Origin of the sequence: Streptomyces sp. NBC_01017 (genome assembly GCF_045162795.1) — a bacterium.
In the GTDB taxonomy this organism is placed as follows: domain Bacteria; phylum Actinomycetota; class Actinomycetes; order Streptomycetales; family Streptomycetaceae; genus Streptomyces; species Streptomyces machairae.
Genome location: NZ_CP108683.1, coordinates 5,308,063 through 5,331,900 on the forward strand (window position 1 = coordinate 5,308,063; position 23,838 = coordinate 5,331,900).

Sequence of the window (23,838 nt, forward strand, 5' to 3'; positions counted from 1 at the left end):
CATGCGGATCGCCCTGAGCCAGCTCACCACCGGCCCCGACCCCGAGAAGAACCTCCTGCTCATCGAGGAGTGGACACGGCGCGCTGCGGACGCCGGGGCCCGCGTCGTCGTCTTCCCGGAGGCGTCGATGGCCTGCTTCGGCACCCCGCTCGCACCGCTCGCCGAGCCCCTGGACGGACCGTGGGCCGACGGCGTGCGGCGGATCGCCCGCGCCACCGGCACGGTCGTCGTGGCCGGCATGTTCACCCCGGCCACGGGGGGCCGGGTGGCCAATACCCTGCTCGCCACCGGGCCCGGGGTCGAGGCGTCGTACGACAAGATCCATCTCTACGACGCCTTCGGCTTCCGTGAGTCCGACACCGTCGCCGCGGGCTCGGCCACGACCGTCATCGACGTGGACGGCGTACGGCTGGGCCTGGCCACCTGCTACGACGTCCGGTTCCCGGAGCTGTTCCGGGCGCACGCCGACGCCGGAGCCGTCGCCACGCTGCTGGCCGCCTCCTGGGGCGCCGGGCCCGGCAAGCGCGAGCAGTGGGAGCTGCTGGTGCGGGCCCGCGCGCTGGATGCCACCGTGTGGCTCGCCGCCGTCGACCAGGCCGACCCCGGCGCGGGCGCCGGCCCGGGTTCCGCCCCCACGGGGATCGGACACAGTCTCGTCGCCGGACCCGACGGGACCGTACGGCACGCTCTGGGCACCGAGCCCGAGCTGCTGGTCGCCGACCTGGACGTCGACGAGGTCGCCGCGGTCCGGCAGCGGACCTCCGTGCTGGCCAACAGGCGCCCGGAGATGTGGCGATGAGCAAGCCCGAGCTGGAGTTCCACCTCCCCGACGGACCGTGGCGAACCCCGGCCGGCGGCGGCCCGGGCGTCGAGGAGCGCGTCCTGGCCGACGATCCCGAGCGCGGATCCCGTACGGCGCTCGTCCGCTGGGCGCCGGGCACCGACACGTCGGCGGACGGCGTGACCCGTCACGACTTCTGGGAGGAGGTCTACCTCGTCGAGGGAGCGCTGCACGACCTGACGCTCGGCCGGACCTTCACGGCCGGCATGTACGCCTGCCGCCCGCCGGGGATGCCGCACGGCCCCTGGACGTCCCGGGACGGCGTCACCATGCTGGTGATCACCTACCCCATGTCCTAACCCGCGAGCAGCACCTTGAGCGTCGACTCCAGATGGTGGTCGATGGCGGCCCACGCGGCCTGCGCGTCACCGGCTTCCAGGGCGTCCAGGATGGCTTCGTGTTCCTCCAGCACGGCTTCCTGACGCCCCTGCTGGTTGAAGAGGGCGACCACTCCGGTACGGACCTGGCGGCTGCGCAGGCCCTCGTAGTGCCGGTCGAGGAGGGCGTTGCCGACGGCGGACACCATGACCGCGTGGAAACGATGGTCCACGGCGATGAACTCCCGCGCCTGGTCGGCGCCGGTGAGCCCACGCTGCCGTTCCAGCAGGGACCGCAGTTCCGCCACCGGCGCTCCGCCGCCGGAGACGAGCTGCTGCGCGGCGTACCGCTCGACGATGCCCCGCAGCTCCATGAGCTCGCGGATCTCCCGCCCCGTCAGCGGGGACACCCGGGCGCCCCGCTTCGGCACCAGCTCGACCAGGTCCTCGGCCGCGAGCTGCAGCAGCGCTTCCCGGATGGGCGTGCGGGAGACGCCGATCCGGTCCGCGAGCTCCTGCTCCGACAGGAAGGCGCCCTGCATCCCGGGATCCGTCAGCACCGTCTCCTTGAGATACGTGTACGCCTTCTCCCGACCGGACGTCACGGCAACCCCCAGCTCTCGTATACACCTTGTATACGGACGCTACCACGCACCGTCCGGGGGTGGGCCTCCGTTTCAGTGACCGCGCGCGTCCACCGGGTCGGCGCGCCGCTCCGGCCTCGCGCCCCGCCTCGCTGCCACGGCCCTCCCCAATCAGGTGATTCTTGTCAGTTAAGTAACTTCATGGGACCTACTATCCCGTCTCGTGACAGAAAGCCAGACCCGGCGAGCAACCGACGTGGTCATCCTCGGCGCCGGACCGGCCGGGCTCATACTCGGCAATCTCCTCCAGGACAGCGGGATCGACTGCGTCGTCCTGGAGCGTGCCGCACGCGGGCACATCCGGACGCGGGCGCGCGCCGGGTTCCTGGCGGCCAACACCGTGCGGATCCTGGAGCGGCACGGTCTGGCCGAGGGGCTGCACCTGCGTGGACAGGCGCACAGCACCTGCGAGTTCCGCACCGCGGACGGCAGGTTCCGGCTGGACTACAGCGGGCTCGGGCGCGGCGAGCGGCACACCGTCTATCCCCAACAGCACCTGGTCACCGACCTGTTGACGCGGTTTCTGGCCTGCGGTGGGCGGGTCGAATTCGCCACCGAGGCCGTGGCCGTCCTCGACACCGACACCGGTCAGCCCTCGGTGACCGTGCACGAGGCGGACGGTCGGCCCGGCCGATGGCGGGCGCGGTACGTGGCCGGGTGCGACGGGCGGCACGGCGCGGCCCGGCGATCGCTGCCGGCCGACTCGGTGCGCCGGCACCACTGCGACCACGGTGTGACCCGGGGCGTGGACGACACAGGCACTCAGTGCGTTCGCGCAGCTGAGGGTGCCCGACGCCATGGACTCGGAGCGAGGGGTCGGCGTCGAGGAACTGGCGCGGGCGGTCGGCGCGAGGCCGCGGAATCTGGCCACGCTGCTGCGTTATCTCGCGATGCTGGGCGCGGTGACGGAAGGCCGCGACGGCTTCCGGCTCACCGAGTCGGGGGCACTGCTGCGCGCCGGCGCCCCGGGATCGATGCGGGCGCTGGCGCTGATGTACGGCGGCCCGTTCTACGAGTCCTTCGCCGGACTCGTGCACACCGTGCGCACGGGGCAGGTCGCGTTCGACCATCTCTTCGGCGAGAACCACTTCGACCACTTCGCCCGCGACCCTCAACTCGCCGAACTCTTCGACCAGTCCATGGCTGCCGGATCCGCCATGTTCGACCCGGTCCCCGCACATCCGGCGCTCACCGCGGCGGCCGAGGCACCCGGCGGGGCCACGGTGGTCGATGTCGCGGGCGGCAACGGGGAGCTGCTCGGCCGCATCCTCGCCGCGCACCCGAGTCTGAACGGGGTCCTGCTGGAGCGTCCACACGCTGTGGAAGCCGCCCGCCGCCGACTTGAGGAGACCGGCCTCGGCACGCGATGCGCTTTTGTGGCCGGCGACTTCGCGGACATGCCCGCGGGCGGTGACGTCTACGTCCTGTCCCGCATCCTGCACGACTGGGACGACGAGCGCTGCCGCGAGATCCTGCGCCACTGTGCCCGCGCGATGCCCGACCACGCCGATCTGCTCGTCGTCGAACGCGTACTGCCCTGCGACGGCTCGGTCTCGCTGGCCACCGCCTGGGACCTCCACATGATGTGCAACGTCGGCGGCCGCGAACGACACGCGGCCCACTACGGGCGGCTGTTCGCCGACGCCGGCCTCGCCCTGGTGGGCCGGTCACCACTGCCCCTGGACGGCAATGTGCTGCACGTCAGAAAGGCCCGGTCGGCCTCGGCGTGACGGAGGGAGTTCGGCCCAGGATGCCGGGAAGCGAATCTTGGTTGTCCGACTCCGGGACCATCCGTCGTCCCGTCTGTCCTTCCACGGTCGGAGAAACCTTGGCTCTGTGATGGATTCGCCCCAACTCCTTTAGCCGAAAGGGTGGGTCCAATCCACACACACCAAGGCCAAGGACCTCCCCCACGTGCGAAACAGTCGAATAGCTTGCTTCCTGGCGGCCAGTTCCGTCGCCGCCCTGGTCCCCGCACTCGCGCCGGCCACGGCGTCCGCTGCGTCCGCGTCATCCGCTGCGTCCGCCGCGGCGAACCCGTTGAGTCAGTACCTTGAGCAGAAGCCGGCCTGGCACCGCTGCGACAGAGAGATGCCGGCGACCTTCCAGTGCGCCACCATCAAGGTGCCGCTCGACTACAACCGCCCCAGCGGCAAGAAGCTCGATCTCGCGATATCGAGGTTGAAGACGAGCACCAAGCAGGAGCGCCGGGGTGTGCTCCTGCTCAACCCGGGCGGACCTGGCGGTCCGGGCGTCGACATGCCGCAGTTCATGGCGAGCGAGCTGCCGAAGAGCGTGAAGGCGAAGTACGACCTCGTGGGCTTCGACCCGCGGGGCATCGGCCAGAGCTCCCCCGTCAGCTGCGGCCTGACGCCCGAGCAGGCGAACTCGGAACGGCCGTACAAGGCCGCGACGTTCGCCAAGGACGTGAAGTGGGCCCGGACCGTCGCCGAGAAGTGCGACGCCAAGCAGGGCGACAAGCTGCGGCACATCACCACCCGCAACACCGCCCGGGACATGGACGTGATCCGTGCCGTGCTCGGCGAGAAGAAGATCTCCTACCTGGGGTACTCGTACGGGACCTACCTCGGCGCCGTCTACACGCAGATGTTCCCGAAGCGCTCCGACCGCTTCGTGCTGGACAGCGCCGTCGACCCGGCCAGGGTCTGGCGCGGCATGATCCAGATCTGGGCGGAGGGCACCGAGCCCGCCTTCACCCGGTGGACCGAGTGGACCGCCGAGCGGCACTCCACGTACAAGCTGGGGAAGACGCCCGAGGCGGTCCGCAAGACGTTCTACGACCTGGTCGCGCAGGCCGACAGGAAGCCGATCGAGCTCGACGGCACCAAGCTGACCGGTGACGACATCCGCACCGGCACCCGTGCCACGTTCTTCAGTGTGCGCGACGCCGCCGAGTCGGTCGTCGAGCTGAAGAAGGCCGCCGAGGGCAGGCCGACCTCCGGTGGCCGGGAGGCCAGGACGCTCAAGCCGCAGCCGCCGTCGTTCGCCCGCGCCGTGCCCGAGGACAACGGCGACGCCGGCTTCTGGTCCGTCGTCTGCGCCGACACCCGCAACTGGCCCCGCGATCCCGAGCAGTACCGCGCCGACGCGATCCGCGACAAGGCCAGGTACCCGCTGTACGGCGACTTCGTCTCCAACATCAAGCCGTGCGCCTTCTGGAAGAAGAACGGCTCCGAGCCCGCCACCACGATCGACAACAAGGTCGGCGCGCTGATCCTCCAGAACGAGTGGGATTCCCAGACCCCGCTGGCCAGTGGGCAGGGCCTGCGACGGGTCATGAAGGGCGCGAAGATGGTCACGGTCGCCGGAGGTGTCGGACACGGCATCTACGGCTCCAAGTCGTGCGCCGACAAGCCGGCCACGGCCTATCTGACCACCGGAAGGCTGCCGGTGAAGGACGTGACCTGCAAGGCCGCTCCGGAGGCACGCGAGCGCGCCGGCGACAACCCGCTCCCGCTGCCGACGCCTCGGGGCATCCCGGGCATGGCCGGCCGTTTCTGAACCCTGAACCCGGGACAAGGTGACGACCGCGTGGGGCCCTCCGTCAGCGGCGGGCCCCACGCGTACTCATGCCGCCGAGGGCGAGTCCGCACGTGCCGGACCTCGTTGCCCCGTCCTGCCCCGTCAGCTGCACGGTGACCTTGCCGTCGGCGTCCTGGCTGTAGGCGATCGTGCAGGTCAGCTGACGCAGCGCCGTGCTGTCCAGTCCGTGCAGGGCGATGGGGAGGCGGATCCTGACCTCGTCACCCGCAGCGCGCCCGACCTCGACGGTTCCGCCGGGGCGGGCCGCCGGGAGCGAGGTGCTCAGGCCGGCGGCCCGGTCGTCCTTCCCCGGGCCGCCGAGCAACGCCTTGACGACCTTCTCCGTCGGCACCGGGCCGGCCGTTTCGCCGGGGTTCTGGTCCTCGGAGTCCGGCTCCACGTATGCGTTCGAGGGCTCGGTCGTCCGGATGACCGGGCTCAGCCCTCCGTCGGGGGCACGGAAGAAGAGCAGCATGTCGTAGTCGCGGTTGAGGAAGGCCTGGAAGCTGGCCGGACCGCCCGCCTCGATCACGTCGGTCTCCTGGATGCCGCAGCCACCCAGCAGCGGTGCCGTCGCCGCGACGCCGAGGGCGACGGCCGCCGTACGACGGCGCGTCCGCGCACGCCTCATCCGCCGGCCTCCTCCGCGTGGAGCGGTATCTCGACGGTGAAGACGGCGCCGCCCCCGGGCAGGTTCCCCGCGTGGATCGTTCCGCCGTGCAGCTTCACGTTCTCCAGGGTGATCGCCAGGCCCAGGCCGCTGCCCGCCGAGCGGGTGCGGGCCGCGTCGGCCTTGTAGAAGCGGTCGAAGATGTGCGGGAGCACGGCGGGCCGGATGCCGGGGCCGTTGTCCGCGACCTCCGTGATCAGCAGGTCGGGGGTGGCCGGGGAGCGGGTCTCGGTGCGCAGGCGTACCGTGACCGGCGCGCTGCCGTGCCGCAGGGCGTTGCCCACCAGGTTGGCGATCACGACGTCGAAGCGGCGCGGGTCGAGCCGGGCGCGGATGCCGTCGGGGAGTTCGGTGCGGACCCGGCCGTCGGTCTCGGTCCAGTGCCGGTTGTGGAGGGTCTTCCGGATGGTCTCCGCCACGTCGATCTCGTCGGCGTTCAGTTCGGCCGCGCGGGCGTCGAAGCGGGAGATCTCCATCAGGTCCTCGACGAGCACGGCGAGCTTCCCGGTCTCCGCGCTGACGAGGCGGACCGCGCGGGCGGTGTCGGCGTCCAGGTGATCCGCGTCCTCGTCGAGGACCTCGGTGACGGCGAGCATTCCGGCGAGGGGGGTACGGAGTTCGTGCGAGACGTCGGAGGCGAAGCGGCGGGCGCGGGCCTCGGCCTCGCGCAGTTCCCGGACCGTCCTCTCCAGTTGGCCGGCCGACTCGTTGAACGTGCGTGCCAGGTCCGCCAGTTCGTCGCTGCCGCGCACGGCGATCCGGGTGTCGAGTCTGCCGCTGCCCATGCTCCGGGCCGCCTGGCTCAGTTCCCGCACCGGTCGCAGCACGCTGCGCGCGGCGATCAGGCCGGGAATCAGCGCGATGGCGAGGCCGGGCAGGGCACCGTCCCGGCCGGCCATGAGGAGAGCGTCGACGTTGACCTGCTCGTCGGTCATCCGCATGACGGCGTACAGGACGAGTCCGCTGGGCAGCACGCTGTCGGGGCTGGTCTTGAAGACCATGGGCATGGCGATGGTCAGGTAGGGAACGCCGTCCTTGACGACCCGTTCGAAGCTGCCGTGGGGGTTGGCCCGTGCGGCCCGGCGCAGTTCGGGTGTGATGACGGTGGAGACGGGGTTCTCGCCCGAGGAGGCGCGCACCGATCCGTACTCGGCGAACACCACCCAGGGGTGCGGCTTGCCCTTGCGCGCGATGTCACGCAGAACTGACTGCAGGTCCTCCCCGCCCTGCATGGGCAGCCCGAAGGCCGTCTGCTGGACGTGGTCACGGAACGACGTGACCGCCGTGTCCTGGGCCGTCTCCAGCAGCGCGGTGCGGGCCTCGCGGAAGGTCAGCGCGGCGGTGGTGCCGGCGCTGACGGCGGCGACCAGCAGGAAGGCGAGCAGCAGCCGCGTACGCAGCCCGAACGCCCTGAACCGACCGGGACGACGACCGGCGGTCACAGGGGCCCGAAGCGGTAGCCGAAGCCCCGCAGTGTCTGGACGTAGCGGGGGCTGCCGACCTCGTCCTCGATCTTGCCGCGCAGCCGTGCGACGCACGCGTCGACCAGCCGGGCGTCGGCGTGGTAGCTGTGATCCCAGACGTGTTCCAGCAGTTGCTGCCTGCTGAACACCTGCTCGGGCGCGGCGGCGAGGTGCAGCAGGAGCTTGAGCTCCGAGGGGGCGAGCGCGAGCGGCCGGCCGGCTTTGGTGACCGTCAGTCCGACCCGGTCGATGGCGAGTTCGCCGTAGAACTCGATGGCCGGGCGGCCCGTGCCACCGTCGTCCAGGCGGCGCAGTACGGCACGGATCCGGGCCTCGATCACCTCGGTGCGGGCCGGCTTGACGATGTAGTCGTCGGCGCCGGCTTCCAGGCCGATGACCACGTCGAAGTCGTCGCCGCGCGCGGTGAGCATGATGATCGGCAGCTGGCTGCGCTCGCGGACCTGACGGCAGACCTGGACGCCGTTCATGCCGGGCAGCATCAGGTCCAGCAGCAGCAGATCGGGGCGGAACTCGGCCATCGCGGCCAGGCCGGCCTCGCCGGTCGCGGCCGCCCGTACCTCGTGGCCGCGGCGGCGCAGACCGAGTTCGACCCCCTCGCGTACGGAAGGGTCGTCCTCGATGAGGAGCACGCGGGGCATCGGCGGTTCTCCCTCGATGGTGGTCAGGGGTGATCGTCGGGTCAGGTCAGGTCAGGTCCGGGTCCGGGTCCGGCGTATGCCGGAGAGCAGCGCTTCGAGTTCGGCGAGCCGCAGCGGACGGGCGAGCAGGGCGAAGGTGACGATGACGGCGGTCGCGCCGGCACCCGTGGAGACCACCGGCCCCGCCGGTGCGGTTCCCAGGACCGCGAGGTGGCTCAGCGCGGTGGCGGGGACGGCCGCGAGCATCAGCCGTACGTGGGCGCCGACGGCGGACGACCGCAGGGGTCGGGCGACGGCGAGCCGGCGGCTCAGCACCCGGGCGGTCACCGCCCAGCCCGCGCACAGCGCCAGTGAGTAGGCCGCCGCCATGCCCGTCACGGCCCAGCGGGCCGGCAGCAGGTGCGCGGCGGCCACGGACAGTCCCGCGTTGAGGGCGACGATCACGAGGTTGAGCAGGAACGGCGTACGGGTGTCGGAGAGCGCGTAGAAAGTGCGGGACAGGACGTACTGGCCGGACAGGGCGACGAGTCCCGGCGCGAAGGCCATCAGGATTCCGGCCATGGCGGCCGTGTCGGCGGCGCTGGTCCTGCCGTATCCGAAGACGAGGGCCATCACCGGCTGGGCGAGGGCGAAGAGCGCGCAGGCGGCGGGCACGACGGCGGCGGCGGAGACCCGCAGGGCGTGGGAGACGTCGCCGCGCAGGGCGGCCGTGTCGCCGTCGGCGGCCGCCGCGCTCATCCGGGGCATCAGCGCGGTCACCACGGAGACCGTGATGATGCCGTGCGGTACGACCCACAGGACATAGGCGTTGTTGTAGGCGCCGTATCCGGGGCCGCCGTCGAGGCCCGCGGTCGTGGCGAGGCGGGTGGTGACCCAGTAGGCGGCCTGGTTGGCCAGGACCAGCAGCACCAGCCAGCCGGCCGCTCGCAGGGGGCGGGTCAGTCCGCTGCCGCGCCAGTCGAAGCGGGGCCGCCAGCGGAAGCGGGCGGCGCGCAGGGCGGGGACGAGGGCGAGTGCCTGGACGGCGATACCGGCGGTGGTGCCCCAGCCGAGGACGGCGGTCTCGGTCGCGGTGAGTGTGTCCCCGCCGCCCATGGCCAGCGCCAGGTACAGGCCGAACACGGTCATGACGACGAGGTTGTTGAGGACCGGCGCCCACATCATCGCGCCGAACCGGCCGCGGGCGTTGAGCACCTGGCCGAGCAGCGTGAACAGTCCGAGGAAGAAGATCTGAGGCAGGCAGTAGCGCGCGAACGCGGTCGTCATGGCCGCCTGTTCGCCGGTGTAGTCGGTGTACGCGTCGACGATCGCGGGGGCCGCCCAGACCGCGGTCGCGGTGATCGCCAGCAGGGCGAGGACGCACACGGTGACGAGCCGGTCGGTGTACGCGGCTCCCCCGTCGGCGTGCTCCTTGGCGGCCTTGACCAGTTCGGGCACGAAGACGGCGTTCAGCGCGCCGCCGAGGAGCAGCATGTAGACGATGGTGGGCAGGGAGTTGCCGACCGCGTAGCCGTCGGCAACGGGCCCGATGGTGCCGACCGCTGCCGCGACGACGGCGGAGCGGGCGAAACCGGTGACCCGGGAGACGAGGGAACCGGCGGCCATGACGGCGCTGCCGCGTGCCGCGGAGGAAGCCGGGGAGGCCGCCTTGGTCGCTTCCGCCCTAGTCCCTTCCGCGCTCTCCGTGCTCTCCGTGGTCTCCGTGGTCTCCGTGGTCTCCGTGCTATCCGTGCCGGCCGGCGTCGTTGAAGTCGGCGTCGTCTGCTTCATCGGCGGTTCAGATACGCCTGGAAGGCGCGGTGAAGCGTGTGGTTGGCGCTGCCGGCCAAGGGTCTCTCCCATTCCCCCAACGTCTCGACGACCCGTCCCCCGGTGCCGAGCTTCCAGCGCAGCAGTCCGTACGCACGTTCGCCCGGATCGAGAGTGGAGGGTACCCCGCGCATGTCGTACACGTCGGCGCCGAGCGCGTGGGCGTCCTGCAGCATCCGCCACTGCAGGGCGTTGGAGGGACGGACCTCGCGGCGGTGATCGGCCGAGGCGCCGGTCTGGTACCAGGCCCGGCGGCCCACCGTGATCATCGTGTGGGCGGCGAGGACCTCTCCCCGGTGGCGGGCGAGGTACAGCTTCATCCGGCCCGGTTCCTCGGCGTTGAGCGCCGCGTACTGACGCTCGTAGTAGGCGAGCGAGCGGCCGAGCCGGAAACCGTCGCGTCGCTCCGTGATGCCGAGCAGCCGGTAGAACTCGGGGAGTTCCGCGGCGCTGCCCACCACCACCTCCACGCCCTCCTTCTGGGCCCGGCGGACATTGCGCCGCCACTCCTGGTTGAGCCCGGACCACAGGTCCTCGGGGGTGCGTCCGGCGAGCGGCACATGAAAGACGTGCCGGGGCTGGGCGTCCCCGTCCCCTCCGGTGCCGTCCCCCGCGGTCCCCTCGCCGCCGCAGCGGCGCCAGCCCCGGGCCCGCAGCCGCTCGGCGACGGCGGTGCCGAGCGGGTCGACCTCGCTGGCGAGGACGTCGCCGAGGCGTCGGCCCGGGCCGGTGAGCGGCTTGAGATGGGCGGCGTCCCAGCGCCGGTAGGCGGGCGACGGGCCGATGCGCACGGCGAAGGCGCCCGCGCGGCGCAGGTGTTCCAGCAGCGGACCGAGCCAGCCGTCGATGTCGGGGTCGCTCCAGTCGGCGACGGGCCCTTCGGGCAGGTAGGCGAAGTACTTACGGGTGCCGGGGAACTGCCGCAGCAACACCAGGGCCACGCCCGTCAGTTGCCCTGCCTCCGGGTCGGGCCCCCAGCCGAGCAGTTGGGAGCGCCAGCCCTCCTTGACGTCGGCCCAGGACGGGCACTGAAGGAAGCCGGCGCCGAGGGCCGTACCGGCGGGGGACGCGAGGAAGGCGCGGTAGGTCTCCGCGGTGACGGTTCGCAGGACCACGTCCCGGTTCCGTGCCTGGGGCACGCGGCCGGGCGGCACGAGCAGCGCTGACACAGTCTGAACCTCTCCTTCTCCCCGGGTCTGTCGCGGGGACACACAGGAGGTTCACAGCGGCCCATGACCGCTCCGTCCGGCGAATGTGACCGGACCATGACCGTTCCTCACCAGCCGCCGTCACATAGCCGCATAGCGGCTGACCTCGGGTTTTCCGGCTCTACAGTCACGACATCGCCACTCACCCACCCTTTCCCGCCCTTCCCGGAGGTCCCGTTGTCGCGCACCCGTGTACTTCCCCCTGCCCGCGTCCGGGCCGCCGTCGTGGCCGCCGCCATGGCCGCCCTGCTGACGCCGCTCGCCGCCTGCTCGTCGAGCGGATCCCCCACTGCTCCGGACGACAAGGTGAAGCCGACCGCCGACGAACGCCCTGTCACGGTCACCGTCACGCCCACGGGAGAACGGGTCCCGGCGGGCGAGCCCGTGCGGGTCACGGCCTCGGGCGGCGGACTCACCTCGGTGACCGTCACCGACGCCGAGGGCCACCGGCTCGCCGGCAAGGTCGCCGCCGACGGCCGGTCGTGGGTCTCCGACCGCAAGGCCGTACCCGGTGCGTCGTACGAGGTGACGGCGGCGACCAGGACCGAGGGCGGAACCGCCAAGAGCACCAGGGCCGCCTTCACCACGGCTGAGGCGGACAAGGTCAACAAGGTCGACTGGCGGCCGGGCGCCGGCGCCACCGTCGGCATCGCCCAGCCGATCTCCCTGGTCTTCGACCGTCCGGTCAGGAACAAGGCCGAGGTCGAGAAACAGCTCAGGATCACCACCTCGAACGGCACCGAGGGCTCCTGGGGCTGGATACGCGACTGGTCGGGCGGGGACCGGGTGGACTGGCGGCCCAGGACGTACTGGAAGCCGGGCACCAAGGTCACGCTGAACGCCGAGCTGAACGGCACCGACTCGGGCGCGGACGGCGGCTGGTTCGTACGCGACTACACGACCACCTTCACCGTCGGCGCCCGGCAGATCGTCAAGGTCGACCTCGACAGCCACCAACTCGCCCTCGTCCGCGACGGGGAGACGGTCCGCCGCATACCGGTCTCCGGCGGCACCCCCGGCGGTGACAAGCGCTCCTGGCGCGGAACCGCCGTGCTCATGGCCAAGGAGGGCACGATCAACATGAACTCCGAGACGGTGGGCCTCGGCGACGCCTACGACAAGATGGTCGACTACTCGATGCGGCTGACCTGGTCGGGCATGTACGCCCACGCCGCCCCGTGGAACGCGCGCTACTTCGGCAGCGCCAACCAGAGTTCCGGCTGCATAGGAATGAGCGACGCGAACGCGGCCTGGTTCTACGGACAGGTGCGGCCCGGCGACCCGTTCGAGATCACCGGCAAGGACACCAAGGGCGTGGTCGCGCCCGGGAACGGGTTCGGCGCGTGGAACCTGTCGTGGAGCGAGTGGCAGGGGAAGAGCGCCCTGCGCTGAGACCCGGCTTGCTCAGACCCGGCTTGCTGAGACACGTCTTGCTGAGACCCGTCTTGCTGAGACACGCCCCAGGCCCAGGTCAGAGACCTGGGCCTGCTTGCCGTGCGTCACGTGCGTCACCCTTCGGCGGTGGCCTTGAGGTCGCGCAGCCAGGCTTCGAGGCCCCAGCCGAGGGCCTCGGTGGCGGTGGGCACGTCCGCTTCGACCTGGTCGCCGGTCCAGGTTTCCTCGGTGTGGACGCGTACGCCGCCCTTGACCTTCTTGAACGTCCACAGGTGGACGCCCTCGTCGATGCGCAGTCCCTCACCGATCGCGGGTCCGCTCCACAGGATGCACTTGTGGCGCTGGAGTTCCTGGACGGTCGAGGTGATGGAGAGTGTGGTGGCGGGGGTCGTGGGGGTGGCGGGCGCGGGGGTCGTCCAGTGGAACTGCGAACCCGCCTTCAGGCGGCCGTCGTCGAGACGCTCGGCGGTGAGGACGGGGGCCTGCCAGGACGGCCAGCGTTCGACGTCGGTCTGGAGCTTCCAGACGGTGCTCAGGGGCGCCTTGATGAAGACGTCGGATTCGTAGCGGATGACGGCGTCCTGGTCGACGCCGCGACCGCCGCACTGGGACGGACGGCTGTGCGGGGTCGCCTGGGCGGCCGGGACGGTGCTTGCGAGGACGCCGGTGACGGCGAGTGCGACGGTGACCGCGGCCATGACGCTCCGGTGCCGGCGCGGCTGCTGGACGGGGGCGTTCGACGGGCTGTTGCTGGACATGGGGTGCCTCTCCCTGGTGGGTGGGTCGGTCGGTGTGAAGGGGGGGCCGGGCGCTCGGAGGCTCGCTACGGGTTCAGGACGACCTTTCCGGCGACGGTGCCCGACTCGGCCAGCCGAAGGGCGTCGGCGACGCGGGTCAGCGGCAGCTGCGCGGCGATCTGGGCGCTGACCTCGCCGCGCTGGAGTGCGGCGAAGACCTGGGTGAGGTCGGCGTGGAGGCGGGACCGGAACCGGTTCTTGGTCAGGGCCCGGCCGGCCCACACGTTGAAGAAGTACGCGCGGCGGCGGTTGGGCAGCGCGTTCCACAGCCACACCCGGCCGAGCAGCTTGAGGACGGGCATCTGCTTGGAGCCCTCGTCGTCCCGGGTGGAGGCGCTGCCGTACGAGACGACCGTGCCGCCGGGGGCGAGGAGGCGCCAGGAGTCGACGATGCCGGCGCCGCCGACGTGGTCGAAGACGGCGTCCACCCCGTGCGGGGCGAGCTCGCGGATCTGAGCGGCGACGTCGTCGGCGCGGTAGTCGACGGGGGCGACTCCCCGTTCCCGCAGGGCGTCGTGGTGGCGCGCGGACGCCGTGCCGATCACTCGTGCGCCCGCGGCCTGGGCGAGCTGGACCAGGACCGATCCGACCCCGCCGTTGGCACCGTGCACCACCACGGTGTGCCCGGCCCGGACCCGGGCCTTGCGGTGCAGCATCTGCCAGGCGGTGATGCCGTTGACGACGAGGGTCTCCGCCTCCGCCGCGCCGATCCCGTCCGGCACCGGCACCACGTCCGCCGCGTCGACGACCACGTGGCTGGCCCAGCCGCCGACCTTGACCAGGGCGGCGACCCGGGTGCCGGCCAGGTGCGGCTCGACGCCCTCGCCGGTCGTCAGCACCGTGCCCACGAGGTCGTAGCCGGGCACGAAGGGGAAGGCCGGCTGGTCGTAGTAGCGGCCGCGTCGCATCTGCTGCTCGGCGAAGGAGACGCCCGTCGCCTCCATCCGGATCACGACCTGGCCCGGGCCCGCGGCGGGGACGGCTCCGTGCCGGATCCGAAGCCCTTCGGGCTCGACCTTGCCCGGCAGAACGACCTCAACGAGTCCTTCGGTGCCCATGGTGACCTCCACTGCGTTCCCGATGTGGTTATGCGCTGTCGTGTTCGTTATAAGTTCTAACGCATCACGCCGCGGAGAGTCAATAGCTTCAGTGATAACCTCTAACAAGACGGTGCGAGTGGAGCGCAACGGCACGGAAAGGTGGCAGGTCAGTGGCGGAACAGGGCACGACGACCCCGCGCGAGCGCTACCGCGCCCAGGTGCGTACGGAGATCAAGCAACGCGCGTGGGAGCAGGTCGCCACGGCGGGCGCGTCCGCGCTCTCCCTCAACGCGATCGCCAAGCAGATGGGCATGAGCGGACCCGCGCTGTACCGGTACTTCAGCGGCCGTGACGAGCTGATCACCGAGCTCGTGAAAGACGCGTACCGAAGCCTCGCCGACACCTTCCGCGCGGCCTCGGACGCCGGCGCCGACCTGACCGGGCTGGCGCACGCCCTGCGAGGCTGGGCCCTGCGGGACCCCCACCGTTACTTCCTCATCTACGGCACACCCATCCCCGGCTACCACGCGCCCGACGACACCACCGCGATCTCCTCCGAGATCATGGCGACCATCCTGGACGCCTGTGCCGCGCTGCCCTCGGAGGTGCCCTCGGACGGTCCGGCGACGCCGTTCGACGCGCACCTGGAAGGCCACCGGGACTGGGCGCGCGGCCATCCCGCCCCGCCCGCGGCGCTCCACCGGGCCCTGACTTTCTGGAGCCGGCTGCACGGCGTGCTGTCCCTGGAACTCGCCGGCCAGTTCGCCGGTATGGGCTTCGACCCGGCGCGGCTCTTCGCCGCCGAACTGGACGACTTGGCCGGTCCGCCGACGAGTTGAGCTGCGCCGCCGGCCCTGCCGGCCGGCATGGTTGCGGCCCCTGCTCGCCGAGTTGTCCGCGAACTCCCCCGAGATTGTCCGTGATCGGTAACGGACGCATCCCATGACCGGCGCCCCTCGTCCTGCCATGTGGTCACAAGGTGACCGGGCATCGGCGAGGAACTGCGCGAAAGCGGGGCGGACATGGCACGGCACAGCGGCGGGCGGGGCTGGTACGGCAAGCTGGTCGGGGCGGCGCTCGGGGTGACGATGCTCGCCACCGGTGCCTCACTGTGGACCGCGCAGGCCGATGCCGTGGGGGCCTCGTCGCCGAAGGCCACCGCGTCGGCCGGGCCGGGCAGTGACGTCAAGGCGGTCGCGGAGACCATCGTGCACGCCTCCGACAAGGGGGCGCGCGGCGTCAACATCACCATCGACGACGGCCCCGACCCCGTGTGGACCCCTCAAGTCCTCGACGTGCTGAGGGAGTACGGGGTGAAGGCCACGTTCTGCATGGTGGGGACGCAGGCGCAGGCCCACCCCGACCTCGTGAAGAAGGTGGTCGCGGCCGGGCACCTGCTGTGCAACCACTCGGTGTCGCACGACACCACCATGGACAAGCAGTCCGAGGCCTACCAGTCCCAGCAGATCCTCGACGCCGAACGCATGATCACCAAGGCGTCCGGGGGCGTACGGCCGCTGTACTACCGGGCGCCCGGCGGTGCCTTCACTCCCTACAGCCGCAAGCTCGCCGCCTCCCGGGGCATGCGCCCGCTGGGCTGGAACGTGGACAGCAAGGACTTCGAACGGCCGGGCACGGACGCCATGGTCGCCACCGTGGAGCGGGAGCTGCCCAACGGGCCGACGGTCCTCTTCCACGACGCGGGCGGCGAGCGCTCCCAGACCGTCGAGGCCCTGCGCCGGATCCTCCCCTGGCTCAAGGAGCAGGGTTACTCCTGCGGGTTTCCGGTGCGTTGAGCCGCCCCGGTCGGGGTGCCCTTCATCATGATCTCGCCGGCGCGAACGCGGGTTCGCTTCGCCCTCCGCGGGGGATGTGACTTTCATCGCGGTAGTGGCGTCCCGGCCCGTTCGCCGGTGTGCCGTCCGCCGGCGACGGCAGCAGCGACAAATTTCCCGTCGTCGGAGGTCACAGGGCTGCGGGCGGCAGTCCGGGGCCGGAAGGCGGCGGCCCGCGCGGAGCAATATCTGCTCCCGTGGAATGAGAAATAGGAGCGGGGCACGGCGAATATTCCCCGGCCGCCGACCGAACGAAATTATCGACGGTGCAGGCCCGATCGCACCGTGCTACTGTCGAGCGGAGTTGCAGGTGTGGTTGCCAGAAGGTTCATTTCCGACGGGGTAATCATCACGGCGACACGGAATTCGCACAGTGCAAATTCCTGAAACCGCCTCGAAGGGAAATAAAATGGCTACTGGCACCGTGAAGTGGTTCAACGCGGAAAAGGGCTTCGGCTTCATCGAGCAGGACGGCGGCGGCCCCGACGTCTTCGCCCACTACTCGAACATTGCCGCCCAGGGCTTCCGCGAGCTGCAGGAAGGCCAGAAGGTGTCCTTCGACATCGCGCAGGGCCAGAAGGGCCCGACGGCCGAGAACATCGTCAACGCCTGACATCGGCACTGACGCATACTTCGCAGCTGGGGCCCGCACCTCTGGGGTGCGGGCCCCGGCTCGCTGCATTTCAGGGCGCACGACGGGAAGGTTCCACCACGTCACCGGACGGTGACGCATTTCCCGTCGGTTCGGCCATGCCCGCATCGACTTCGGCTCGTCTCGAGATTCTCTGCGCCGCTCAACTGCTGCGGGAATTCCTTGATACGCGCCTCATCAAGGAAGGTTTCGCATGAAGCGTGCCCGCACATCCCGTACATCCGAGCGGACATCCCGCACATCCCGCACATCCGACCGCGTCGGAGGAGGCGCCGGCCGCTCCGGTGGTCCGCGCCGTTCCCGGGGCAATGGAACTCGGCAGGCCGCACGGCCCGTGTCGGGCGAGTTCGCGCCGCCGAAGACGATCACGCCGGGGCTGCCCGCCGTCGACTCGTTCGCCGATCTCGCCATGCCGGCGCAACTGCTGGCCACGCTCGGCCGCGAAGGCGTGACCGTGCCGTTCCCGATCCAGGCGGCGACCCTGCCGAACTCCCTGGCCGGCCGGGACGTACTCGGCCGTGGCCGCACCGGCTCCGGCAAGACCCTCGCCTTCGGCCTCGCCGTACTGGCCCGTACCGCGGGTCAGCGCGCCGAGCCGCGGCAGCCGCTCGCCCTCGTCCTCGTCCCCACCCGCGAGCTCGCCCAGCAGGTCACCGACGCGCTCACCCCGTACGCCCGCTCCGTGAACCTGCGCCTGGCCACGATCGTGGGTGGGATGTCCATCGGCAGGCAGGTCAGCGCGCTGCGCGCCGGGGCGGAGATGGTCGTCGCGACGCCGGGCCGGCTCAAGGACCTCATCGACCGGGGCGACTGCCGGCTGGACGCCGTCGACATCACGGTCCTCGACGAGGCCGACCAGATGGCCGACATGGGCTTCATGCCCCAGGTCACCGCCCTGCTCGACCAGGTGCGTCCCGGTGGGCAGCGGATGCTCTTCTCGGCCACCCTGGACCGCAACGTCGACCTGCTGGTCCGCCGCTACCTGTCGGACCCGGTCGTCCACTCCGTCGACCCGTCGGCGGGCGCGGTCACCACGATGGAGCACCACATCCTCCATGTGCACGACGCGGACAAGCACCGCACGACCACCGAGATCGCGGCGCGCGACGGCCGAGTGATCATGTTCCTCGACACCAAGCACGCGGTGGACCGGCTGACCAAGCACCTGCTGAGCAGCGGTGTCCGCGCCGCGGCCCTGCACGGTGGCAAGTCCCAGCCGCAGCGCACGCGGACGCTGGCCCAGTTCAAGACCGGGCATGTGACGGTACTGGTGGCGACCAACGTCGCCGCGCGCGGAATCCACGTCGACAACCTCGACCTGGTCGTCAATGTGGATCCGCCCAGTGACCACAAGGACTACCTGCACCGCGGCGGTCGTACGGCACGCGCCGGCGAGTCCGGCAGCGTCGTCACCCTGGTGACGCCCGACCAGCGTCGCGACATGAACCGACTGATGGCTTTGGCGGGCATCACCCCCCGGGTGGCCCAGGTACGGTCCGGCGAGGCGGAGCTGAGCCGCATCACCGGTGCCCAGGCACCCTCCGGTATCCCGGTCGTCGTCACCGCGCCGACCGTGGAACGTCCCCGTAACGCCTCGTCCCCGTCCAAGGGACGACGGGGCCGCCGGGGCAACGGCGGCCAGGGTCGGCCCCTCGGCGAAGCCGCGCAGCGCAGGGCACAGCGGCGGACCGGCTTCGGCTCGGCTGCCTAGAGCCGCCGGAAAACCGCCGCCCAAGACCCGGTGAGGGCCCTGCCGACACGCTTCGGCAGGGCCCTCACCGTCGTACGGCCGCGTCGCCGTCTCGTCGCCTCGCGAGCAGGTCGGCACGGCACCAGGTCCGCCAGATGGTGTTGAATTCCCTCCGGCGCCGTGGTGCCGTACGGCATCAGGGCCCCTCGACGCGTTGCACAACGAGGTGACATGGCAGCAGATATTCCGCTCAGCGATCGTCTTGACGACGACGACTACCCCGCGTACACCATGGGCCGGGCCGCCGAAATGCTCGGCACCACCCCTGGCTTCCTCCGGGCCATTGGCGAGGCCCGCCTGGTCACCCCCCTGCGCTCGGAAGGCGGACACCGCCGGTACTCCCGCTACCAACTGCGGATCGCCGCCCGCGCCCGCGAGCTCGTCGACAGGGGAACCCCGATCGAGGCTGCTTGCCGCATCGTCATCCTCGAGGACCAGCTGGAGGAAGCCCAGCGCATCAACGCCGCGTACCGCCGTGCCGCGAACGAAGCGTCCGACGGTTCCGGTCCCGGTCCGGGCCGACCACGTTCGAGCTGACCACGTGGGCGCGGGCGCGCCTCAGGCCGCCTGTCCCCCGCCGTCCGCCGCGGTGATCCCCCTCGCGGCCTCATCCATGAGCCGCCCGGCAGTCGCCTGTCCGGTGTCGGGCGACACCACCAGCAGATCCCATCGGCCGTGGCCCGGCGCGAGCAGGCAGACGGTGGGCGGGGCTTGCGGATGATTCGTCAGGTGCAGGCGTACGACCTGGTTGGCGACGAGCATCCGCCCCGGGAACGGCGACCAACCGACCCCGTTCACGGTGACGCTGCCGATGTGTCCCCAGGCAGGCGGCAGTCCGCCCAGCAGTCTGGGAAGTTCGGACATCAGGTCGTAGGAGCGGGGCCACCAGGCTCCGTCGATGAGCCGGGGCATCCGGCCGTGCGCCGGCTGGGACGCGAGGCTCAGCCGGACGTCCGATGAGGAAGAGGGCGGAGGCTGCGGGGCGAAGGGCATGAGAACTCCAGGGCGAGAACGAACGGTTCGGGCGGGCGGGGTGTGTCGGTCCGCACCCCGCTCCCGCCGATCGGCCGACCCGCTACCCGCGAGTGAACTGAGGGACACCGACCGGATGGAAGGGGATACGAGGGGCGGGAGCCGTCAGACGGTCTCGTCCGGGTGGGACTGGTCGGCCGGTGGTCTGCTGGTGTCGAGCCAGGAACGGAGCGGGCCCGCGGTGTGCGAGGGGTCGAGCGTGAGATGCAGTCGCGTTCCCGTCCCCGAAGGGCCCTCGGGATAACTGCGCTGTTCGGCTCCGGCGAACATCAGCCGAAGCGCGTCCGCGACCTGCCTGGCCGCTTCGGGGTCCTCGGCGACGATGCGGACCTCCACCCTGCTCCGCGCGCTCGGCCGACTCGGCTCGTCCACGGTCTCCGGGCGGTGGGGGCGGTGCGTGGCTTCGAGTGTCGTGCGGGGTGCCATGGCGAAACCCTGCCCCGGGCCCGAGTGGCCCGTGTCGTACTGCGGGCCGGGGACGAGACCGGTCTGAGCACCGGCATACGACAAGCCCTCGGCTCCTCAACCGTACTCCTGACGACCGGCCTCCGGGTTCGAACGGTGTCGTAGGACGGTCAGGGGCCGTACGACGCCACGGCCGCCATCAGGTACTCGGCGTCCGCCGCGGCCAGTTCCGGGGGCACGACCAGCAGGTCCCGCCGGCCCTGGTCCGGGGCGAGCAGGCGCACGGTGTACCGGCGCCGCCAGACGGACTCCCTGCGCAGCCGTACGACGTGATGGCCGACGAGTATCCGTCCCGGCGCATCCGCCCACATCTGCGCGTTCACCGTGACGACGACGATCTTCCCCCACTCCTCGGGCAAAGCGCCGATCAGCGGGGGGAGTTCCGTCAGCAGGCTGCGGGAGCGGGGCCACCACGCCCCGTCGACCCGCAGCGCCACCGCGCCGAGCGGCGCCAGTCGCAGACGGACCAAGGGCGGGGAGGGCGGGGGCTGAGCGACGGCTGCCATCAAGGCACTCCTGTCTGGGACACGCTCCAGTGGGCGTGCCCTCGGTTGACCCACGGTAACTCCCCCCGGCGGGAATGGAGCCGTCGCCGACGGGCGCCCGCGCGCACCTCCCCGGACCAGCGTTGTGTTGCTGTGTCACGGCCGTGCCACGGGGGTGTCCTGAAGGGCAGACGGGCGTGACCTGCGGGCCGGGGCGCTCCTCATAGTCGGTACAGAGCGGGAAACCGGCGGAGAACGCCGCCGGCTCCCCACTATCCCCGCCTCGGAAGGAACCTCCCGTGATGAACCGCCACCTGCGCACCGCCGTCGTCGCCGCCACCGCGATCACCGCCGGGCTGCTGATGACGGCGTGCCAGAACGGCTCCGACGCGGACTCGGCCGGCAAGAGCGGAACGGGCGCGACGGCGGTCGCGGACAAGGCGTCGGACTCCGAGGGCACCCAGGGCTCCAAGAACTCCAAGGGCGTCAGCGGCTCGTTCACGGACGGCGAGGTCACCTATCTCGCCCCGGGCAAGTACATCGTGTCCGTACCGGGCAAGGGCGACCAGCAGTTCCTGGTCGCCGACGACACCGAGGTCTACGGCGCCGGAACGATCTGCGGCGAGGCCGGGGCCAAGGTGGACGCGCCGTGCACGCTGGACCAGTTGGAGGCGGCCGCCAAGAAGGACGCCGTGAGCGCCGACGTGAAGATGAAGAACGGCATCGCGACCCTGGTGACCGAGCGGCGCGCCGCCCAGCAGGACAACGGCTCCGGCTCCGAATCCGGCTCCGAATCCGGCTCCAACTCCGACGAGAGCGTCCTCGAAGGCATCAACAAGGGCAAGGGCGTCAACGGAACCTGGTTCGGCAACGTCTCCTACCTCGCACCGGGCAAGTACACGGTCTCCGACATGAAGGGCGTGGAGCAGCAGTTCTTCATCGCCGAGGACACCGAGATCCGGGGCTACGACGACATCTGCGATGCCGTGAACACGGGTGCGGGCGGCGAGGGCGGCACCGAGTGCACCGAGGCCCAACTGGAGGCGGCCGCCAAGAAGGGCTTCAGCGCCGAGGTCGTGATCAGCAACGGCATCGCGACCAGCGTCCGCGACGACCACTGAGCAAGTCTCGCTCCGCAGTGAACGCACAGCGCATCGTTCCGCCTCTTGCACGACGACACCGCTCAACTGCTCCCTCAACTGAGAGGAACGCGCCGTGCGTTCACGTTCACGCATACGCATACGCCCGTACCCCGCCGGCTCTCTGGTCCTGGCTCTCGCCGCGACGGGATCCGTGCTGGCGGGGCCGGCGTACTCGGCCCCCGTCGCCGGACCGTCCGCAGGCGCCGATCTGCGCGCGGACGTGAACCGCGACGGGCGGGTCGATGTCACCGGCGGTACCGACGCATACCGTGAGGACCGCTGGTCGGTCGAGCGCGGGGCCGTATACCTGCCCAACATCGACGACGACACCAAACGGTGTCCCGTCACCGGCCCGGGCGGCAGACCGCTGTCCGACGCCGAGCTGGCCGCGTGCAACGACGGAACGGACAAGAAGGTCAACGGCAGCGCGGACGCCGCCGACCTCGCCCGGGTCCGTTCCGTGCCCATGGCCGACCTCCCGGCGGGCGCCAAGGGCAGCCTGAAGATCACCACGGGCGGCAAGCACACGCACCTCTTCGTCAAGCGGGCCGGCGCCTGGGTCCTGGTGACGTCCGGGACCCGGCTGACCGCCGCCGAACTGCGTTCCGGTGTGGAGTTCGGCGTCGAGGCCACCGACGTCGTCCGGGACAGCGCCAAGTGGGACGGGCGGGCGGTGGTCCGGCTGACGGTGACGTCCGGGCAGACGTCCACCTCCGACGCGGTCACCCTGCGCGTGGCGCCGCTGCTGACCCAGCATCACCTGCAGAACACCCAGCAGGTGATGGTGTCCAAGGTCCAGGGCGAGGGCCCGGACAGCCGCCTTCAGCGGGAGTTCGTCACCGCGCTCGGGAAGGAGGTCAAGAAGGCCGGGATCACCACGCCGCTGGTCACCTTCGAGAAGTACGCCGACCGCTGGGCCCAGGACTTCGTCGAACCGGCCTACGTCAGCATGACCGGGCCGAACGGCGAACGGCACGTGATGCGCGTGATGCTGCGCTCCGCCCAGCCGGACCGGGACGCCGGGCGGGAACTGTTCGAGAAGGTGCGCGGCCGGGACATCGGCGTCGTGGAGGTGACCGACCCGGCGGAACCCGACGACTGGTCGCTCAACTCCATGGGCAACCTGGAGACCATCCCGCCCTACACCCACGGCGGGCGCTCCTTCCCGGCCGGCCGCATCATCATGGGCGAGCGCAAGGACAGCGGGGCACGCCCGTCGAAGGTGATGCGCACCATGCTCAAGTCGCAGGGAATGCAGGACCCGTTGCTGCTGGACACCTCCTGGCTGGGCGTCGGGCATGTCGACGAGTTCGTGCAGTTCCTGCCCGCGGACACCCCGCGCGGCTGGCGCATCGGCGTCGCCGACCCGCAGGCGGGGCTGCGGCTGCTGCGCGACGCCAAGCGCGACGGCCACGGCTCGACGAAGATGTTCTCCGTCCCGGGCCGCGCCGACACCCCGGCGCCGAAGGAGACCATCGACCAGGCGCTCGCCTCCCGGCACCTGGTGGCCGACAACGAGATGGCGGCCCGGCGCATCGCGGCCAACCTGGAGATCCTCAAGCGCGAGACGGGCGTCACCGAGGCCGAGATCGTGCGCGTACCGGCCCTGTACACCCGTGATTCGGAGGCCTTGACCTCCGAGGGCGAGGAGGTTCCCGTGCCGCGTCTGACGCGCATGGGCGCGGGCTCCGACCTCGTGAACAGCCTCAAGGACAACGGCCAGCAGAAGTGGCTCGCCGAGAACCCGGCCGCCCCGCGTGCGGCGGCTCCGGCGACGGTGACGACCAGCGCGTACGTTCCCGGAGCGGTCAACGGCGTGCTCCTGGGCCGCGACCGCTACCTCGCCCCGCGCCAGTGGGGACCCGTCGTCAACGGCAAGGACCTCTTCACGGAAGCGGTGACCGCCGGGTACCGGAAGGTCGGCCTGCAGGTGTCGTACATCGACGACTGGTACACCTACCACCTCGGCATGGGCGAGGTGCACTGCGGCACCAACACCCTGCGCGACGCGTCGGCGGCGTGGTGGCGGCTCCCGGCGCGGTGACGCGCGGCGGGCCGGCGACGCGGAGTCGTCGGCCGGAGCACAGGCGT

23 protein-coding genes and 1 pseudogene are annotated in these 23,838 nt (G+C 71.2%); 13 read left to right on the forward strand and 11 right to left on the reverse strand.

Annotated elements, in window-relative coordinates; translation table 11 throughout:
• Position 1 precedes the first annotated feature (1 nt).
• On the forward strand, positions 2 to 799 hold the full coding sequence (locus tag OG331_RS24170) for a carbon-nitrogen hydrolase family protein (protein ID WP_406199643.1): 798 nt from the start codon (positions 2 to 4) through the stop codon (positions 797 to 799).
• Positions 796 to 1,140 (forward strand): cupin domain-containing protein, encoded by a 345-nt coding sequence (locus OG331_RS24175; protein WP_406199646.1) that lies wholly within the window; start codon positions 796 to 798, stop codon positions 1,138 to 1,140. Before OG331_RS24170 ends, OG331_RS24175 begins: the two co-directional genes overlap by 4 nt.
• On the opposite strand, the gene OG331_RS24180 is transcribed toward OG331_RS24175, so the two are convergent.
• The gene (locus OG331_RS24180; RefSeq protein ID WP_328880353.1) at positions 1,137 to 1,763 is read right to left on the reverse strand and encodes a GntR family transcriptional regulator; all 627 of its coding nucleotides are present in this window, start codon (positions 1,761 to 1,763) and stop codon (positions 1,137 to 1,139) included. The genes OG331_RS24175 and OG331_RS24180 overlap by 4 nt on opposite strands.
• A 235-nt stretch (positions 1,764 to 1,998) precedes the next feature.
• Here OG331_RS24180 and OG331_RS24185 point away from each other — a divergent pair.
• The 3 genes and pseudogenes from OG331_RS24185 to OG331_RS24195 form a co-directional block, all read left to right on the forward strand.
• Positions 1,999 to 2,445, forward strand: a pseudogene (locus tag OG331_RS24185) (FAD-dependent monooxygenase); the annotation flags it as partial.
• A gap of 154 nt (positions 2,446 to 2,599) precedes the next feature.
• Positions 2,600 to 3,532 (forward strand): methyltransferase, encoded by a 933-nt coding sequence (locus tag OG331_RS24190; RefSeq protein ID WP_406199649.1) that lies wholly within the window; start codon positions 2,600 to 2,602, stop codon positions 3,530 to 3,532.
• 184 nt (positions 3,533 to 3,716) lie between these two features.
• The gene (locus OG331_RS24195) at positions 3,717 to 5,324 is read left to right on the forward strand and encodes an alpha/beta hydrolase (protein WP_406199651.1); all 1,608 of its coding nucleotides are present in this window, start codon (positions 3,717 to 3,719) and stop codon (positions 5,322 to 5,324) included.
• 43 nt (positions 5,325 to 5,367) lie between these two features.
• On the opposite strand, the gene OG331_RS24200 is transcribed toward OG331_RS24195, so the two are convergent.
• From OG331_RS24200 to OG331_RS24220, 5 genes are read right to left on the reverse strand one after another with little or no spacing between them, the layout of a single operon-like run.
• On the reverse strand, positions 5,368 to 5,976 hold the full coding sequence (locus tag OG331_RS24200) for a hypothetical protein (RefSeq protein WP_406199653.1): 609 nt from the start codon (positions 5,974 to 5,976) through the stop codon (positions 5,368 to 5,370).
• Complete coding sequence (locus OG331_RS24205) at positions 5,973 to 7,457, reverse strand: ATP-binding protein (protein ID WP_406199655.1); 1,485 nt, start codon at positions 7,455 to 7,457, stop codon at positions 5,973 to 5,975. Before OG331_RS24205 ends, OG331_RS24200 begins: the two co-directional genes overlap by 4 nt.
• Positions 7,454 to 8,137 carry a response regulator gene (locus OG331_RS24210; protein ID WP_406199658.1) on the reverse strand — a complete coding sequence of 228 codons (684 nt, stop codon included), beginning with the start codon at positions 8,135 to 8,137 and terminating at the stop codon, positions 7,454 to 7,456. Before OG331_RS24210 ends, OG331_RS24205 begins: the two co-directional genes overlap by 4 nt.
• 51 nt (positions 8,138 to 8,188) lie before the next feature.
• Positions 8,189 to 9,907, reverse strand: a complete 1,719-nt coding sequence (gene murJ / locus OG331_RS24215) for a murein biosynthesis integral membrane protein MurJ (RefSeq protein ID WP_406199661.1) — start codon at positions 9,905 to 9,907, stop codon at positions 8,189 to 8,191.
• On the reverse strand, positions 9,904 to 11,115 hold the full coding sequence (locus OG331_RS24220; RefSeq protein WP_406199663.1) for a lipid II:glycine glycyltransferase FemX: 1,212 nt from the start codon (positions 11,113 to 11,115) through the stop codon (positions 9,904 to 9,906). The genes murJ and OG331_RS24220 overlap by 4 nt, the downstream gene beginning before the upstream one ends.
• A gap of 276 nt (positions 11,116 to 11,391) precedes the next feature.
• Between OG331_RS24220 and OG331_RS24225 the strand changes: the two genes are divergently transcribed.
• Positions 11,392 to 12,546: an Ig-like domain-containing protein gene (locus OG331_RS24225; protein ID WP_406210237.1), complete on the forward strand. Its 1,155-nt coding sequence runs from the start codon at positions 11,392 to 11,394 to the stop codon at positions 12,544 to 12,546.
• A gap of 116 nt (positions 12,547 to 12,662) precedes the next feature.
• Here OG331_RS24225 and OG331_RS24230 read toward each other — a convergent pair whose 3' ends face one another.
• Positions 12,663 to 13,247 carry an SRPBCC family protein gene (locus OG331_RS24230; RefSeq protein WP_406210240.1) on the reverse strand — a complete coding sequence of 195 codons (585 nt, stop codon included), beginning with the start codon at positions 13,245 to 13,247 and terminating at the stop codon, positions 12,663 to 12,665.
• 125 nt (positions 13,248 to 13,372) lie between these two features.
• Positions 13,373 to 14,404: a medium chain dehydrogenase/reductase family protein gene (locus tag OG331_RS24235; protein ID WP_406199665.1), complete on the reverse strand. Its 1,032-nt coding sequence runs from the start codon at positions 14,402 to 14,404 to the stop codon at positions 13,373 to 13,375.
• A gap of 152 nt (positions 14,405 to 14,556) precedes the next feature.
• Here OG331_RS24235 and OG331_RS24240 point away from each other — a divergent pair, with 152 nt between their 5' ends.
• The 5 genes from OG331_RS24240 (at position 14,557) to OG331_RS24260 (ending at position 19,160) form a co-directional block, all read left to right on the forward strand.
• Positions 14,557 to 15,225 carry a TetR/AcrR family transcriptional regulator gene (locus tag OG331_RS24240; protein WP_406199667.1) on the forward strand — a complete coding sequence of 223 codons (669 nt, stop codon included), beginning with the start codon at positions 14,557 to 14,559 and terminating at the stop codon, positions 15,223 to 15,225.
• Between the two features lie 183 nt (positions 15,226 to 15,408).
• Positions 15,409 to 16,182 (forward strand): polysaccharide deacetylase family protein, encoded by a 774-nt coding sequence (locus OG331_RS24245; RefSeq protein WP_406199670.1) that lies wholly within the window; start codon positions 15,409 to 15,411, stop codon positions 16,180 to 16,182.
• Between the two features lie 448 nt (positions 16,183 to 16,630).
• Complete coding sequence (locus tag OG331_RS24250) at positions 16,631 to 16,834, forward strand: cold-shock protein (RefSeq protein WP_079661011.1); 204 nt, start codon at positions 16,631 to 16,633, stop codon at positions 16,832 to 16,834.
• Between the two features lie 232 nt (positions 16,835 to 17,066).
• A complete protein-coding gene (locus OG331_RS24255) occupies positions 17,067 to 18,584 on the forward strand; it encodes a DEAD/DEAH box helicase (RefSeq protein WP_406199672.1) in 1,518 nt (505 codons plus the stop codon).
• Positions 18,585 to 18,794: 210 nt separating this feature from the next.
• The gene (locus OG331_RS24260; protein ID WP_406199675.1) at positions 18,795 to 19,160 is read left to right on the forward strand and encodes a helix-turn-helix domain-containing protein; all 366 of its coding nucleotides are present in this window, start codon (positions 18,795 to 18,797) and stop codon (positions 19,158 to 19,160) included.
• 21 nt (positions 19,161 to 19,181) lie between these two features.
• On the opposite strand, the gene OG331_RS24265 is transcribed toward OG331_RS24260, so the two are convergent.
• From OG331_RS24265 to OG331_RS24275, 3 genes are all read right to left on the reverse strand, one after another.
• A complete protein-coding gene (locus tag OG331_RS24265) occupies positions 19,182 to 19,616 on the reverse strand; it encodes a DUF5994 family protein (protein ID WP_406199677.1) in 435 nt (144 codons plus the stop codon).
• 144 nt (positions 19,617 to 19,760) lie between these two features.
• Entirely contained in the window at positions 19,761 to 20,165 is a 405-nt protein-coding gene (locus OG331_RS24270; RefSeq protein ID WP_406199680.1) for a hypothetical protein, read from the reverse strand.
• 65 nt (positions 20,166 to 20,230) lie between these two features.
• On the reverse strand, positions 20,231 to 20,626 hold the full coding sequence (locus tag OG331_RS24275) for a DUF5994 family protein (protein WP_406199682.1): 396 nt from the start codon (positions 20,624 to 20,626) through the stop codon (positions 20,231 to 20,233).
• A 281-nt stretch (positions 20,627 to 20,907) separates the two neighbouring features.
• Between OG331_RS24275 and OG331_RS24280 the strand changes: the two genes are divergently transcribed.
• Together OG331_RS24280 and OG331_RS24285 are read left to right on the forward strand one after the other, a co-directional pair.
• Positions 20,908 to 21,726 (forward strand): hypothetical protein, encoded by an 819-nt coding sequence (locus OG331_RS24280; protein ID WP_406210242.1) that lies wholly within the window; start codon positions 20,908 to 20,910, stop codon positions 21,724 to 21,726.
• Between the two features lie 94 nt (positions 21,727 to 21,820).
• On the forward strand, positions 21,821 to 23,791 hold the full coding sequence (locus tag OG331_RS24285; protein ID WP_406199684.1) for a protein-arginine deiminase domain-containing protein: 1,971 nt from the start codon (positions 21,821 to 21,823) through the stop codon (positions 23,789 to 23,791).
• Positions 23,792 to 23,838 lie beyond the last annotated feature (47 nt).